Origin of the sequence: Burkholderia sp. BCC1996 (assembly GCF_905339955.1) — a bacterium.
Taxonomy (GTDB): Bacteria; Pseudomonadota; Gammaproteobacteria; order Burkholderiales; family Burkholderiaceae; genus Burkholderia.
The window spans coordinates 19,242-34,567 of the sequence record NZ_CAJPHM010000014.1 but is presented as its reverse complement, the minus strand read 5'-3'; the positions used below and the strand labels follow the sequence as shown (position 1 = coordinate 34,567).

The following is a 15,326-nucleotide window of genomic DNA, read 5'->3' as shown; positions in this document are numbered from 1 at the left end:
ATCAAGGAAACGCATGAAGCTTTATCACGCTCCCGGCAGCTGTTCGCAGGCCATCTGCATCGTGCTGCGCGAAAGCGGCATCGACGCGCAGGTCATCAAGGTCGACGCGCGCAAACACGTCATTGAAGACGGACGCAATTACTACGATGTGAGCGAACTCGGCTACGTGCCGCTGCTCGAACTCGACGACGGCACGATGCTGCGCGAAGGACCGGTGATCGCGCAGTATCTCGCGGACCGGCGCCCCGAAGCGCGGCTCGCGCCCGCGTACGGCACGCTCGCCCGCTACCGGCTGATGGAATGGCTGAACTTCCTCGGCACCGAAATCCACAAGGGCTTCCTCCCGCTGCTTTACGCGGTGCAGGCGGGGCAATACGTCGACCCGGTGCGGCAGAAGCTCGACAGCCGCTTTGCGTGGATCGACCGGCAGCTCGACGGCAACCCGTATGTGACGGGCGACACGTTCACCGTCGCCGATGCGTACCTGTTCGCGCTGACGGGCTGGGGCAAGGCCGACTGGATGCGCTCGGTGTACAACGCGGACATCGACCTGAGCCGCCATGCGAACCTGCGCGCGTGGTACGAGCGGGTGCGGGCGCGGCCGGCCGTGCAGCAGGTGCTCGCCGCGGACAGGCTGGCACGCTAGCGCGTTTTGGGGGCGGCGCCGGACACCGTAAGAAGCCGCTCACGTCGCCGCGCCATACCGCAAACCGCCGCGCTATAATCGCCGCCATGAAACTGCTTCGGACCTTCATCCTGCTGCTGCTTTGCGCGGTGCTGCCCATCAGCGGGCTGGCAGCCAGCGGCTTGACCGGTGAATGTCCGATGCAGCACACGACGTCGATGGAAGCGAAGACGGGCATGAGCATGTCCGCCGATATGAGCGGCTGCGATTCGATGAAAGCGTCGCCCACCGACACCACGAAGGCCAAAGCGAAGGGCATGGCCTGCAAGGTGACGGCCCAATGCCAGTTCGGCAGTCTCTATCACCCGGCCGCCCGCGCCGACGTGAGCCGTCCCGCTGCATTCGCCAGCACGATCGTCTTCCACTACGCGCAGTCCGTCCCGATCCGCGACCCGAACGGGTTGTGGCGCCCGCCCCGCATCGGCTGATCCCGATTTGACCGGTTCACCGCCGAGGCGGTGAGGTTCGTCCCGTGTTCGGGACGTGGAATCCATTCGGGTTCCGACTTGGGGTTACACCATGTCATTCGATTTCTGCACGCCGCGCATGCGGCGTGCGTGCCGGCGCGCGCCCGTGCTTTGGGCGGCGCTGCTGGCGGCGGGCGCCCATGCGCAGCAGTCGCCCGTCACGCTGGACGCCGCGCTGCAGGCCGCCACCGAACGTTCCGCGTCGATGCAGGCCGCGCAGGCTTCGGTGCGCGCGAGTTCGGAAGCGGCAGTCAAGGCCGGCCAGCTGCCGGACCCGATGCTCAAGGCCGGCATCGACAACCTGCCGGTCAACGGCGGGCAGCGCTTCACCGTCGGCCAGGACTTCATGACGATGCGCCGCATCGGCATCGAGCAGGAATGGGTGTCCGGCGACAAGCGACGGCTGCGCGCGGCGCTGGCCGACGAGCGAGTCGGCCGCGAACGCGCGGACTATCTCGTGCAGCTGGCCACGGTGCGCCAGCGGACCGCGGCGGCCTGGCTCGACGCCATCTATGCGAAGCAGGCGCTCGCGCTTCGCCAGGCGCTGCTCGATCACATGCGGCATGAGCTCGACGCGACGCAGGCGTCGTATCGCGGCGCGAAGGCGAGCGCGGGCGAGGTCGTCCAGGCTCGCGCGATGCTGGCGCAAACGCAGGATCAGGTGCTCGACGCGCGGCAGGCCTATCGCACCGCACTCATCGCGCTCGGCCGCTGGACGGCTGCGCCCGTCACGGATGTGACGGGCACGCCGCCCGCGCCCGAATCCTTCGTGGCGTCGTTGCCGCCGGACGAACTGCGCGTGTCGCAACCGGCGCTCGTCGCCGCCGCGGACGACATCGCGGTCGCCGAGGCCGACGCCGCGGTGGCCGACAGCGAGCGCAGCCCGAACTGGACGTGGGAAATCGCGTACCAGCAGCGCGGCGGCGCGTATTCGAACATGGTGTCCGTCGGTGTCACGATCCCGTTGCCGCTCGATCGCAAGAACCGGCAGAACCGCGACGTCGCCGAAAAGGCCGCGCTCGCGACGAAGGCGCGCCTGATGTACGAGGACACGCTGCGTCAGGTGCAAGCCGATATCCGTACGCAGTCCGAAACGCTGGCAAGCGGCCGAGAACGCCTCGCGACCCTGCGCGAATCGCTGTTGCCCGCCGCCGGGCAGCGCGTGCAGCTCGCCACGGCCGCCTACCGGGCCGGCACCGGTTCGCTCGCCGACACGTTCGCCGCCCGGCGCGCGCAACTGGACGCGCAGTTGCAGGTGCTCGAGCTCGGACGCGACGTGTCGCGGACCTGGGCGCAGCTCGAATATCAGGTCGTGCCGGCGACGATGGCCGCCGCGCAGTGAAGGAGAACCTCATGACGAAGCAATCACTGGCGCGTGCGGTGCTGCTGGCATGCGCGGGCGCGGCGCTGCTCGGCGCCGGTTATGTCGCGGGCATGCGCGATGCATCGGGCGGCGCGGCAACGGCTGCCGTCGCGGCGGCAGGCACGCCCGATTCGCAGGCAGGACGCAAGGTGCTGTACTGGCACGACCCGATGGTGCCGAACCAGCACTTCGACAAACCGGGGAAATCGCCGTTCATGGACATGCAACTGCAGCCCGTCTATGCGGACGAGGGCGGCGATGCACGGGGCGTCCGGATCGATCCGGGCCTGCAGCAGAACCTCGGCATCCGCTATGCGACCGTGCGCCGGCAGCAGACGGCGGACGGCTTCGATGCGGTGGGCACCACGCAATTCGACGAATCCCGCGCGGACGTCGTGCAGTCGCGCGTCACCGGCTACATCGACCGGCTCTACGCACGGGCGCCGATGCAGCGCATCGAAAAGGGCGCGCCGATCGCGTCGCTGTTCGTGCCGGAATGGCTCGCGCCGCAGGAGGAATATCTCGCGCTCAAGCGGGGCGGGATGGATGGCAGCCTGCTCGATGCGTCGCGCGCGCGGATGCGTGCGCTGTCGATGCCCGACGCGATGATCGCCGCGCTCGATCGCACCGGCCGCGCGCAGACGCACGTCGTGCTGAGCGCGCCGGAAACCGGCGTCGTCAGCGAACTGAACGTGCGGGACGGCGCGATGGTCGCGCCGGGACAGACGCTCGCGAAGATCGCCGGGCTGTCGACGCTCTGGCTCATCGTCGAGGTGCCGGAAGCGCTCGCGCTGAACGTGCAGCCGGGGATGGCGGTCGACGCGACGTTCGCGGGCGACCCGGCGCGGCACTTCACCGGCCGCATCCGCGAAGTGCTGCCCGGCATCAGCACGGGCAGCCGCACGCTGCAGGCCCGCGTGGAGATCGACAATGCGGCGCTCAGGCTCACGCCCGGCATGCTGATGCGCGTGCATGTCGCGGCGCGGAAGGCGGTGTCGCGCCTGCTGGTGCCGTCCGAAGCGGTGATCGCGACCGGCAAGCGCACGATCGTCATCGTGAAGACGGGCGACGGCCGGCTCCGGCCGGTATCTGTGAAGGTGGGCAACGACGTCGGCGGCGACACGGAAGTGCTCGACGGGTTGAGCGAAGGCGATACGGTCGTCGCATCGGGGCAGTTCCTGATCGATTCGGAAGCGAGCCTGAAAAGCGTGCTGCCGCGGCTGGAAGGCGCGGCGGGCGCGAGCGCGGCGCAAGCGCCGGCCGCCGCGGCCGCGCCGGTGTACGAAACCACCGGCAAGGTCGAGCAAGTCACCGACGACGACATCACGTTCTCGCACCAGCCGGTGCCGGCACTCGGCTGGGGCGCGATGACGATGGCGTTCGGCAAGCCGTCGGCACACGCGTTCCCGGACGTGAAGGCTGGCCAGACGGTGCGTTTCGCGTTCGTGCAGCGCGACGACGGCTACCGGCTGACGAAGGTCGAGCCGCAGGGAGGCACGCGATGATCGCGCACGTGATTCGCTGGTCCGTCCGCAACCGCTTCCTGGTGCTGCTCGCCACCGTGCTGATCGCGGCGTGGGGCGCGCATGCGCTGCGGCAGACGCCGCTCGATGCGCTGCCCGACCTGTCGGACACGCAGGTGATCGTCAAGGCGTCGTATCCGGGCAAGGCGCCGCAGGTCGTCGAGGACCAGGTCACCTATCCGCTGACGACGACGCTGCTCGGCGTGCCGGGCGCGAAGACCGTGCGCGCGTACTCGTCGTTCGGCGACGCGTTCGTCTACGTGCTGTTCGACGACCACACCGACCCGTATTGGGCGCGTTCGCGCGTGCTCGAATACCTGAGCCAGGTGCAGAGCCGCTTGCCCGCGGGCGCGACCGTGTCGCTCGGGCCGGATGCGACCGGGGTCGGCTGGGTGTACGAGTACGCACTCGTCGATCGCACCGGCCGTCACGACCTCGGGCAACTGCGTGCGCTCAACGACTGGTTCCTGAAGTTCGAGCTGAAGGCCGTGCCGAACGTGTCGGAAGTGGCGAGCGTCGGCGGGATGGTGCGCCAGTACCAGGTCGTGCTCGATCCGGACAAGCTGCGCGCGTACGGCATCACGCAGGCGGCGGTCGCGGACGCGCTCGGCAAGGCCAACCAGGCATCGGGCGGCGCGGTCGTCGAGCTGGCCGAGTCGGAGTACATGGTGCGTTCGTCCGCCTACCTGCGCACGCTCGACGACTTCCGCCACGTGGTGCTGCGCACCGACGACGCGGGCACGCCGGTGCTGCTCGGCGACGTCGCGCGCATCCAGGTCGGCCCGGCGATGCGGCGCGGGATCGCGGAGCTGGACGGGCAGGGCGAGGTGGCGGGCGGCGTCGTCGTGATGCGCTCGGGCAAGAACGCGCTGACGACGATCGACGCGGTGAAGGCGAAGCTCGCCGACCTGAAGCGATCGCTGCCGCCCGGCGTCGACATCGTCACGACCTACGACCGCTCGCAATTGATCGAGCGCGCGGTGGACAACCTCCGCGACAAGCTGATCGAGGAGTTCGTGATCGTCGGGATCGTCTGCGCGGTGTTCCTGTTCCACCTGCGCAGCGCGTTCGTCGCGATCCTGTCGCTGCCGCTCGGCGTGCTGGCCGCGTTCATCGTGATGCGCTACCAGGGCGTGAACGCGAACCTGATGTCGCTGGGCGGCATCGCGATCGCGATCGGCGCGATGATCGATGCGGCGATCGTGATGATCGAGAACGCGCACAAGCATCTGGAGGCATACGGCCACGCGCATCCCGGCGAGCCGATCACGACTGCGCAGCGCTGGGAGCTGGTCGCGACGTCGGCCGCGGAGGTCGGGCCGGCGCTGTTTTTCTCGCTGCTGATCATCACGCTGTCGTTCGTGCCGGTGTTTTCGCTCGAAGGTCAGGAAGGCAAGCTGTTCGCGCCGCTCGCGTTCACGAAGACCTATACGATCGCCGCCGCGGCCGCGCTGTCGGTGACGCTGGTGCCCGTGCTGATGGGATATCTCGTGCGCGGCCGCATTCCGCCCGAGCACGCGAACCCGATCAACCGCGTGCTGACCCGCGTGTACCGGCCGCTGCTCGAAGCGACGCTGCGGCGCCCGTGGCGCGCGATCGGCGTCGCGATCGCCGCGCTGTTGCTGACCGTCGTGCCGTTGTCGCGGCTCGGCGGCGAGTTCATGCCGCCGCTCGACGAGGGCGATCTGCTGTACATGCCGACCGCGCTGCCGGGCATCTCGGCCGACAAGGCGAGCGAACTGCTGCAGCAGACCGACCGGCTGATCAAGACCGTGCCCGAGGTCGACACGGTGTTCGGCAAGTCGGGGCGCGCGGATACGGCGACCGATCCCGCGCCGCTCGAGATGTTCGAAACGACGATCCGCTTCAAGCCGCGCAGCGCCTGGCGGCCGGGGATGACGCCGGAGAAGCTCGTCGACGAACTCGATCGCACGGTGAAGGTGCCGGGCCTGTCGAACGTGTGGGTGCCGCCGATCCGCAACCGGCTCGACATGCTCTCCACCGGCATCAAGACGCCGGTCGGCGTGAAGATTTCCGGGCCGGACCTGACGGGGATAGACGCGATCGCGACGCAGGTCGAGGCGGCGGTGAAACGTGTACCGGGCGTCACGTCCGCGCTCGCGGAACGGCTGAACGGCGGCCGCTACCTCGACGTCGACGTCGACCGGCTCGCGGCCGCGCGCTACGGGCTGTCGGTGGCCGACATCCAGTCGGTGGTGTCGTCGGCGATCGGCGGCGAGGATGTCGGCGAAGTGATCGCGGGGCGCGAGCGGTTCCCGATCAACCTGCGCTATCCGCGCGAGCTCCGCGATTCGCTCGAGAACCTGCGGCAACTGCCGGTCGTCACCGCGCGCGGCGCGCAGATCCGCCTCGGCGACGTCGCGCGCATCGCGATCGCCGACGGGCCGCCGATGATCCGCAGCGAGAACGCGCGGCTGTCCGGCTATGTGTACGTCGATATCCGCGGCACCGATCTGGGTACGGCAGTCCGTGCGATGCGGCAGGTCGTTGCGCAACAGGTCGCATTGCCGCCCGGCTATTCGATCGCGTGGTCGGGACAGTTCGAGTATCTCGAACGCGCGGCGGCGACGCTGCGCACCGTGGTGCCGGTGACGCTCGCCGTGATCTTCGTGCTGCTGTTCGTCACGTTCGGCTCCGCGGCCGATGCGCTGCTGCTGATGTCCACGGTGCCGTTCGCGCTGATCGGCGGCTTCTGGCTCGTCTGGGCGTTGGGCCACGCGGTGTCGGTCGCGACGTCGGTGGGCTTCATCGCGCTGGCGGGCGTGGCCGCCGAGTTCGGCGTCGTGATGCTGCTGTACCTGAAGGGCGCGCTGCAGCGCCGCCTCGACGCCGGCACGCCGCTGACCGATGCCGTGCTGCTCGACGCGATTCGCGAAGGCGCGGTGCTGCGCGTCCGGCCGAAAGCGATGACGGTCGCCGTCGTGCTGGCCGGCCTCGTGCCGATCATGGTCGGACACGGCGCCGGCTCCGAAGTGATGCAGCGCATCGCCGCGCCGATGGTCGGCGGCATGATCACCGCGCCGCTGCTGTCGATGTTCGTCATTCCCGCCGCGTGGCTTCTGCTGCAGCGCCGTCGTGCGCGAGGTGCAAGCCGTCAGCGGCATTCCGATGCAGTTCCTCACGGCATGAACGTGCCGTCCACCCCCACTGGAGAGTCCCGATGAAGATGAATCAATTGATCGCCACCGCCACTGCCGTTTTCGCGACCGGCGTGTTCGCCGTTCCCGCGCTGGCCGCGGGCGACATGTCGGGCATGGACATGTCCGGCATGAAGATGTCGTCGGGCGGCGCGGCCGAGTCGCATGCCGCGCTGACCGATGCCGAAGTGAAGAAGGTCGATGCCGCGAGCGGCAAGATCACGCTGAAGCATGGCGCGCTGGAGAACGTCGGGATGCCGCCGATGACGATGGCGTTCAAGGCGAAGGACGCGGCCATGCTCGCCGAGGTCCATGCGGGTGACAAGGTGAAGGTCCGCGTCGAGAACGTCAACGGCACGCTGACGATCGTCAGGCTCGTGAAGGCGTCGTAAGCGCGGGGAAGCGGGCGGGATGGCCGCCCGCCGCGAGCGTCGTCAAGCGCAGTGCGGTGACGACGGTCGCGTTCGGGGGCGTACGCCTGTCGGGCGACGCGCCCGATCCGCGTCTTCAGCGCATTCAGCACCTTCAGCACCTTCAGCACCTTCAGCACCTTCAGCACCTTCAGCGCCTTCAACGCATTCAGCGTCTTCAGCGCGTCAGCGCGTCAACGTCACGAACAGATAGCCGACATACCCGGCCCCGTTCGCCAGCAGTGCCCAGATCGCGAGCCCGCGCGCACGCGCATTGACACGCAGCCAGACCGCCGCCGCGAGCGTGATGACCACGCCGGTCAGCACTTCGGGGCGCGGCTCCCACGGCGTCAGCATGATGCCGATCGCCGGCAGCAGCGTGCCCTGGAACACCATCGCGCCGGTGATGTTGCCGAACGCGAGCGTGTCCTTCTTGCGGCGGATCCACAGCACGCTGTTGACCTTTTCCGGCAACTCGGTCGCGATCGGCACGATGATCAGCGACAGCAGCAGCGCGGAAATACCGAGCAGGTGCGACACGCCTTCGACGCCGTGGATGAAGCCCTTCGCCCCGCCGACGAGCAGCGCGACGCCGAGCGCGAGCTGCAGCGCGATGGTCGCGAGGTTGGTCGGCAGCCCGACGCGCGACAGGAACATCGCGTGCGGCGCCTCGGTGCCGTGCCCGGCATCGACGAGCCGGGTCGACGCGCGGAACGTCATCACGACGTACATCACGTAGATGCCGACCAGCATCGCGGCGAGCAGCCCGCGGACCGCCCACACGTGATGCGGGACGAACATCGCGACGGTGGCGAGCGCGAATGCGGCGATGAAGTAGTTCAGGTCGCGCACGAAGCCGGTCCGCTCGGGCGCGATCGTGCCGGTCAGTCCGCGCGAGCGGATCACGGCGAGCGTCATCAGGAAGGTCGTCAGCGTCGCGAGCATCAGCGGCGCGCCCAGAATCGCGCCGACGCCGATCTCCTCGTTGACCGCCGCGTTCGACGTGCCGCCCGCGAGCGCGAGCAGCGGCACCATCGTTTCGGGCAGCGCGGTGCCGACGGCGGCGAACAGCGAACCGGTCACGCCTTCGGAAATCTTCAGCCGTTCGCCGAGATGTTCGAGCGCATTCGTGAAGAGTTCGGCCGCGACCAGGATGACGATCAGCATGAACGCCAGTTCGACGAGCATCAAGGTCATGCGGCACCTCCGCAGGCAGGCAGGCGGGCAGTGGCGAAATGCGAGAGGGAAGCCAGGAGGAACATGGGGACTCCGTGGTCGGACGTGGACGAACCATGACGCATCTGCCGACGTCCGACCAGGAACGACGCGATGCGTCGATGGTCTCGCCAGACCGATACGGCCGAATACGCCACGGCCGCAGGCCGAGTGTGTTGACGCATTCGCTTTCCGGGGATGGAAAGCAGGCTACTCCCCAAAGACGAAGGGCAGTCTAGCCGAGCCGGCCGCTTTCGGCAAGCGTGTGCGGTCATGCCGCTTCATTCGGGATGGTAAGCCGCCTTCTGCCGGACGCACATGCCATTCCAGGAAGCAATCGGTGTGCGCGCGCGGCGGCGTCACGCGCGTGTCACGCAGCGCCGGCCGGGAAATACAGCGCGAACGTCGTGCGTCCGCCCTGGCTCACGACCTCGACCTTGCCGCGGTGCAGTTCGACGATCGACTTGACGATCGCGAGCCCGAGCCCCGCGTTGCGCGCCGCGCCGTGCCGCGACGAATCGATCCGGTAGAAGCGCTCGAAGATCCGCTCGATCTGTTCGGGCGGAATCGCCACGCCGCGGTTCGTGACTTCGACGACCGCGAAGCCGGGCCGGGTCGAGACGGCCAGCTCGATCGTCGACCCGGCTTCCGCGTGTTCGAGCGCGTTCGACGCGAGGTTGCTGACGGCGCGGCGGAACAGCGTCGCGTCCGCGACGATCGGCGCTTCGCCGCGCACGTCGAGCCGCACGCCGGCCTCGTCGGCCAGCGCCTGGAAATACGACGCGAGCCGGCGCAGTTCGTTGCCGGCGTCGAGTTCGGCGGTCTTCAGGTGCTGCCGCGCGTTGTCCGTGCGCGCGAGAAACAGCATGTTCTCGATCATCCGCTGCAGCCGTTCGCATTCCTCGATGTTCGATTCGATCAGCGCTTCGTATTCCTCGGTGGTGCGGGCGCGCGACAGCGTGACCTGCGACGCGCTGATCAAGTTCGCGAGCGGCGTGCGCATGTCGTGCGCGAGGTCGGACGAGAACTGCGACAGCCGCACGAACGCGCGCTCGAGCCGGTCGAGCATCCGGTTGACCGAGGTGGCGAGCTCGCGTAACTCGACCGGGCCGCCGCGCGCGTCGAGACGCGCGTTGAGGTTGTGCGCCTCGATGCGCGACGTCTGCCGGCCGAGGCTCTCGACCGGACGCAGGCCGCGGGACGCGACCGCGTAGCCGAGCGCGCCGACCAGCAGCGCGCCGAGCGCGGCCGCGAGCCAGATGTCGACGCGATAGCTTTCGAGCAGCGACTGGCGATCGGCCGCCGTGCGCGCCACCGCGACCTGGACGGTTTCGCCCGACGGCAACGTGGCGCGTGCACGCACGCAGCGCGACGGGCCGATGCCGGGCGGCGCGCAGCTGAACGGGCTGGCGGCCGCGCGCGAGGCACCGGCCGGCTGCGGCCGTGCGATCACCGATGCGAGCGTGTGGCCGGCCGCGTCGGTGTGTTCGACGAGCGGGCGGTTCGCGCCGTCGTAGATGCCGAGATAGACGCCCGGATGCGACAGCAGCACTTCATGGAAGACGGCCGGGTCGGCGCGCAGGGCGGCGGTCGAGCCGCTCGCCCGCGCGAGCTGCAGGAACTGGTCGAGCTTGCCGGCGATTTCGATGTCGTCGCGCCGGGTCAATTCGGCGGACAGCGAGCGGTACAGGTACGCGCCGGTCAGCGCGAACACGAGCGCGGCCACGGCCGCGAACGCGAGCGTCAGGCGCCGAAGCAGCGAATACGGGGCGGGGCCGCCGGTCACGCGCGATCCTCGAGCACGTAGCCCATCCCGCGGATCGTGTGGATCAGCTTCTTCTCGTATGCGTTGTCGATTTTCGCGCGCAGGCGCTTGATCGCCGCATCGACGACGTTCGTGTCGCTGTCGAAATTCATGTCCCAGATCTGCGATGTGATGAAGGTGCGCGTGAGCACTTCGCCCTCGCGTTCCGCGAGCAGCTGCAGCAGCGCGAATTCCTGCGCGGTCAGGTCGATGCGGGTGTCGGCGCGCCGCACGCGGCGCTTGATCAGGTCGACTTCCAGATCGGCGACCTGCAGGATCTCGCGCGCATTGCGCGGCGCACGGCGCAGCAGCGAGCGGATGCGGGCGAGGAACTCCGCATACGCGAACGGCTTGAGCAGGTAGTCGTCGGCGCCCAGTTCGAGCCCCGTGACCTTGTCCTCGATCGCCTCCCGGGCCGTCAGCAGCAGCACCGGCGTCTGCTTCTGCGCGCGCAGGCGCCGAAGCACCTCGAAGCCGTCCAGTTCCGGCAGCATCACGTCGAGCACGACGAGATCGAAATCCTCGTGCAGCGCGAGGAACAGCCCGTCCTGGCCGTTCTCGGCGACGTCGACCGTGTAGCTCGCCTCCGTCAGCCCCTTGCGGAGGTACGACGCCATCTTGGGTTCGTCTTCGACTATCAGTATCCGCATGGTGGTGCAGGCCGTGGGTGATTCCGGCCGGTCAGTGTAACGCGTGAGCTTACGGCGCCGCGCGTGCGCGAAAGATGACCGGCGGATGACGGAATTGTCATCCGGCGCGCGTGCGATGCCGTGCCGCCCTTCATGAAAATCCGGTCATGTTTCGGCCATGTCGTCGTCACGCCGGCGACGATAAGCTGCGGCCGTCTTGTGTCCGGAGCGCGCCATCGCGGCGCCGCTCCCGTTCATCCGGTCATTGTCTGCCTGATTCCGCATCCATGTCGTACTGGCGCAAATTCATCCTCGTCGTGCTGCTGGCGCTGTGCGTGCCGATCCAGTCGTTCGCGACCGGGTCGATGCGGTGCGCGGGCACGGTCGCTGCGGTGCCGCATGCGGAGCATGGGGCGAGCGCCGCTGCGCCCGCTGCGTCGCATGCGATGCAGCGCATGCACGGCGAACCGCATGAGCACGACAACCACTCGCGGCATGCGACGCCTTGTTCCGCCTGCGGATCCTGCTGTTTCGGCACGGGCATGGCGGCGGTGCCTGCGGTGCCCGTTACGTCGGACATCGGTACCGCGATCGTCTCTTTCGCGCCTTCGACCGTCGTCGTGTCGTTCCTGACCGGCGGCATCGACAGGCCGCCGCGCCGGATTTCCGTCTAGTCCCTGCCCGCGGCCACCGGCCGCGATCCACACACGGTGCCGGCGAACGCCCGACGTCCGCCGCACGACTCACGACTCACGACGAGAAACATCCATGCGATTGATCATTGCGGCGCTGCTTGGCGCGGCGAGCCTCGTGCCGTCGCTCGCGCCCGCGCAAACCGCCTTTCCCGATCCGGCCGATGCGGCCGCGTCGGTGCCGGACGTCACGACGACGTCCGCGTTCGACGGCTACGTGCCGTATCGCGACGACGCCGGCCCGGGCTGGAAGCAACTGAACCGGGACGTGATGGAGCGGCCCGCGAAGGGGGCCACGAAGGGACCCGCGACCGGACACGCGAAGCCCGGAAACCCGGCGGGCGGCGCAGCCCATTCGATGCACGGAGAGGCCGGGCAATGATGCGATTTGCGATTTCACCGCGATTCGGCGCGACCATGCTCGCGCTGGCATTCCTCGCCGGCTGCACGACGTTTTCGAAGGACGGCGGCTTCGGCGCCGTGTCGTCCGCCGCATCCGAGCGGATCGGGAAAGACGCCGTCATCGTCAGGACCGATGCCGACCGCGAAGCCGTTGACAAGCGGACGAAGGAATTGCTCGCGAAACCGCTGTCGATGGACGACGCGGTGCAGCTTGCGCTGCTGAACAATCGCGGCTTGCAGGCGTCGTATGCGGAACTCGGGCTGTCGGAGGCCGATCTCGTGCAGGCCGGCCGGCTGCCGAATCCGCGCTTCTCGTTCAGCCGCACGCGGGCCGGCGACGGCGAACTGAGTCTCGGCCGTACGTTCTCGGCCAACGTGTTCGCGCTGCTGATGCTGCCGCTCGCGACGAACATCGAACGCCGCCGCTTCGAGCAGACCAGGCTCGAGACGGCCGACGCGATGCTGAAGGTCGCGGCCGACGCGCGCCGTGCGTATGTCGAAGCCGTCGCCGCCGAACAGGCCGCGAACTACGCGCAACAGGTGCGCGATGCCGCGAGCGCGGCCGCCGAACTCGCGCAGCGCATGCGGCAGGCCGGCAATTCCAGCCGGCTCGACTACGCACGCGAACAGGCGTTCCACGCGGACGCGGTCGCACAGCAGGCGAAGGCGCAACAGCAGGCCGTGGCCGCGCGCGAGAAGCTCACGCGCGCGATGGGGTTGTGGGGCGAGCGCACGCGGTACACGCTGCCCGAGCGCTTGCCCGACCTGCCGAAGGCGCGCCCCGATCTGCCCGATCTCGAACGCTATGCGATGAGCAACCGCCTCGACATCCAGGCCGCGAAGCTGCGGACGCAGGGCGTCGCGTCGTCGCTCGGGCTCAGCAAGGCGACACGCTTCGTCAACGCGGTCGATCTCGGCTACGTGAACAACTACGAGACCGACAAGGGGCACGAGCACGGCTACGAGATCAGCGTGGAGATTCCGCTGTTCGACTGGGGCGGCGCGAAGGTCGCGCGGGCCGAGGCCGTCTACATGCAGTCGGCGAACCGGCTCGCGCAGACGGCCATCGACGCGCGCTCGGAAGTGCGCGAATCGTATGCGGCATACACGACGCGCTACGACGTCGCGAAGCACTATCGCGACGAAGTCGTGCCGCTGCGTAGAACGATCTCGGACGAGTTGCTGCTGCGTTACAACGGGATGCTCGCGAGCGTGTTCGAGCTGCTGGCCGATGCGCGCGAGCAGGTCGGCGCGGTGAATGGCTACATCGATGCACTAAAGGACTACTGGCTCGCTGAAACCGATCTGCAGGCGGCCGTCGGCGGCCGGCTGCCGACTGGGCAGACAACGCAGGCGCAGCCGATGCAGGCAACGCAGGCAACGCAGGCGACGCAGCCGACGCAGGCAACACAGGCAACACAGGCAACACAGGCAACACAGGCAACACAGGCAACACAGGCAACACAGGCAACACAGGCAACACAGGAAACGCAGGCAACGCAGGCAACGCAGGCAACACAGCCAACACAGCCAACACAGCCAACACAGCCAACACAGCCAACACAGCCAACGCCGCGCGCGGACGCTCCCGCCGCATCCACGCCCGACGCTGCGTCGCGGCCGGCTTCTTCACCCGTGGCGCAACCAGCGCCCGCAACGCATCCGGAAGGTCATTGACATGGTGTCCCGTCGACAATTTCTCAGCGGCTCGGGTGCCGCGCTGCTCGGTGCGGCGATGGTCAGCAAGGCCGGCGCGGCGTCGCTGCCCGAAGCGCCCACGATGGCGAAGGCCGGCACGCAGCCGCCGCTCGTGCCGCCCAACGGCCGCCCGTACACGCCCGTCGCGACGCTGAACGGCTGGACGCTGCCGTGGCGCATGAAGAACGGCTGGAAGGAGTTCCACCTGACGGCCGAACCCGTCGTGCGCGAGATGGCGCCCGGGATGAACGCGAACCTGTGGGGCTACAACGGCCAGTCGCCGGGCCCGACGATCGAGGCCGTCGAAGGCGACAAGGTCCGCATCTTCGTGACGAACCGCTTGCCCGAGCACACCACGATCCACTGGCACGGGCTGCGGCTGCCCAACGGCATGGACGGCGTCGGCGGCCTTACGCAGCCGCATATCCCGCCCGGCAAGACCTTCGTCTACGAGTTCCAGCTGGAGGCGCACGGCACGTTCATGTATCACCCGCACGCCGACGAGATGGTGCAGATGGCGATGGGGATGATGGGCATGTTCATCGTGCATCCGAAGGATCGCGCGACGATGGCGGTCGATCGCGACTTCGTCTTTCTGCTCGCCGCGTACGACATCGATCCGGGCAGCTACACGCCGCGCGTCAACGAGATGACGGACTTCAACATGTGGACGTTCAACTCGCGCGTGTTTCCGGGCATCGACCCGCTGCCGGTGCGGGCGGGCGATCGCGTGCGGATTCGTTTCGGCAACCTGACGATGACGAACCATCCGATCCACCTGCACGGCTACAGCTTCGAGGTCGCCGGCACCGACGGCGGCTGGATTCCGCCGGCGGCGCGCTGGCCGGAGGTGACGGCCGACGTCGCGGTCGGCCAGATGCGCGCGATCGAGTTCACCGCCGATCGTCCGGGCGACTGGGCGTTCCATTGCCACAAGTCGCATCACACGATGAACGCGATGGGCCACCAGGTGCCGAACCTGATCGGCGTGCCGCAGAAGGATCTCGCGCAGAAGATCGGCAAGCTCGTGCCCGACTACATGGCGATGGGCAGCACCGGCGGCGCGATGGGCGGCATGGAAATGCCGCTGCCCGACAACACCCTGCCGATGATGACGGGCACCGGCCCGTTCGGGCCGCTGGAGATGGGCGGCATGTTCACGGTCTGCAAGGTGCGGCAGGGGCTCGGCCGCAACGACTATCGCGATCCGGGCTGGTTCCGGCATCCGAAGGGCACCGTCGCCTACGAATACACCGGCGAATTGCCGGACGGTTGAGCGG

13 protein-coding genes and 1 riboswitch are annotated in these 15,326 nt (G+C 68.5%); of the genes, 10 read left to right on the top strand and 3 right to left on the bottom strand.

Features of this window, described 5'->3' with window-relative positions:
• Positions 1–13 precede the first annotated feature (13 nt).
• The 6 genes from gstA (at position 14) to U4Z64_RS20855 (ending at position 7,588) form a co-directional block, all read left to right on the top strand.
• The gene (gene gstA / locus U4Z64_RS20880) at positions 14–646 is read left to right on the top strand and encodes a glutathione transferase GstA (RefSeq protein ID WP_321820958.1); all 633 of its coding nucleotides are present in this window, start codon (positions 14–16) and stop codon (positions 644–646) included.
• Positions 647–732: 86 nt separating this feature from the next.
• A complete protein-coding gene (locus U4Z64_RS20875; RefSeq protein WP_321820957.1) occupies positions 733–1,113 on the top strand; it encodes a hypothetical protein in 381 nt (126 codons plus the stop codon).
• A 91-nt stretch (positions 1,114–1,204) separates the two neighbouring features.
• Entirely contained in the window at positions 1,205–2,494 is a 1,290-nt protein-coding gene (locus U4Z64_RS20870; RefSeq protein ID WP_321820956.1) for a TolC family protein, read from the top strand.
• 11 nt (positions 2,495–2,505) lie between these two features.
• The gene (locus U4Z64_RS20865; RefSeq protein WP_321820955.1) at positions 2,506–4,020 is read left to right on the top strand and encodes an efflux RND transporter periplasmic adaptor subunit; all 1,515 of its coding nucleotides are present in this window, start codon (positions 2,506–2,508) and stop codon (positions 4,018–4,020) included.
• Positions 4,017–7,223 (top strand): efflux RND transporter permease subunit, encoded by a 3,207-nt coding sequence (locus U4Z64_RS20860; protein WP_321820954.1) that lies wholly within the window; start codon positions 4,017–4,019, stop codon positions 7,221–7,223. Before U4Z64_RS20865 ends, U4Z64_RS20860 begins: the two co-directional genes overlap by 4 nt.
• Entirely contained in the window at positions 7,220–7,588 is a 369-nt protein-coding gene (locus U4Z64_RS20855; protein WP_321820953.1) for a copper-binding protein, read from the top strand. The genes U4Z64_RS20860 and U4Z64_RS20855 overlap by 4 nt, the downstream gene beginning before the upstream one ends.
• A gap of 204 nt (positions 7,589–7,792) precedes the next feature.
• Here U4Z64_RS20855 and U4Z64_RS20850 read toward each other — a convergent pair whose 3' ends face one another.
• The 3 genes from U4Z64_RS20850 to U4Z64_RS20840 all read right to left on the bottom strand — a co-directional run bounded on the left by U4Z64_RS20850 (position 7,793) and on the right by U4Z64_RS20840 (position 11,275).
• Complete coding sequence (locus U4Z64_RS20850) at positions 7,793–8,803, bottom strand: sodium:calcium antiporter (protein ID WP_321820952.1); 1,011 nt, start codon at positions 8,801–8,803, stop codon at positions 7,793–7,795.
• A gap of 73 nt (positions 8,804–8,876) precedes the next feature.
• Positions 8,877–9,052, bottom strand: a riboswitch (yybP-ykoY riboswitch).
• Between the two features lie 139 nt (positions 9,053–9,191).
• Positions 9,192–10,607 (bottom strand): heavy metal sensor histidine kinase, encoded by a 1,416-nt coding sequence (locus U4Z64_RS20845; protein ID WP_321820951.1) that lies wholly within the window; start codon positions 10,605–10,607, stop codon positions 9,192–9,194.
• Positions 10,604–11,275, bottom strand: coding sequence for a heavy metal response regulator transcription factor (locus tag U4Z64_RS20840; RefSeq protein WP_044848315.1), 672 nt, complete (start codon positions 11,273–11,275; stop codon positions 10,604–10,606). The genes U4Z64_RS20845 and U4Z64_RS20840 overlap by 4 nt, the downstream gene beginning before the upstream one ends.
• 266 nt (positions 11,276–11,541) lie before the next feature.
• Between U4Z64_RS20840 and U4Z64_RS20835 the strand changes: the two genes are divergently transcribed.
• The 4 genes from U4Z64_RS20835 (at position 11,542) to U4Z64_RS20820 (ending at position 15,322) form a co-directional block, all read left to right on the top strand.
• Positions 11,542–11,928 (top strand): hypothetical protein, encoded by a 387-nt coding sequence (locus tag U4Z64_RS20835; RefSeq protein ID WP_321820950.1) that lies wholly within the window; start codon positions 11,542–11,544, stop codon positions 11,926–11,928.
• Positions 11,929–12,022: 94 nt separating this feature from the next.
• On the top strand, positions 12,023–12,328 hold the full coding sequence (locus tag U4Z64_RS20830) for a hypothetical protein (RefSeq protein WP_321810661.1): 306 nt from the start codon (positions 12,023–12,025) through the stop codon (positions 12,326–12,328).
• Positions 12,325–14,025 (top strand): TolC family protein, encoded by a 1,701-nt coding sequence (locus U4Z64_RS20825; RefSeq protein ID WP_321820949.1) that lies wholly within the window; start codon positions 12,325–12,327, stop codon positions 14,023–14,025. Before U4Z64_RS20830 ends, U4Z64_RS20825 begins: the two co-directional genes overlap by 4 nt.
• 1 nt (position 14,026) lies before the next feature.
• Positions 14,027–15,322 carry a copper oxidase gene (locus U4Z64_RS20820; RefSeq protein WP_321820948.1) on the top strand — a complete coding sequence of 432 codons (1,296 nt, stop codon included), beginning with the start codon at positions 14,027–14,029 and terminating at the stop codon, positions 15,320–15,322.
• Positions 15,323–15,326: the final 4 nt, after the last annotated feature.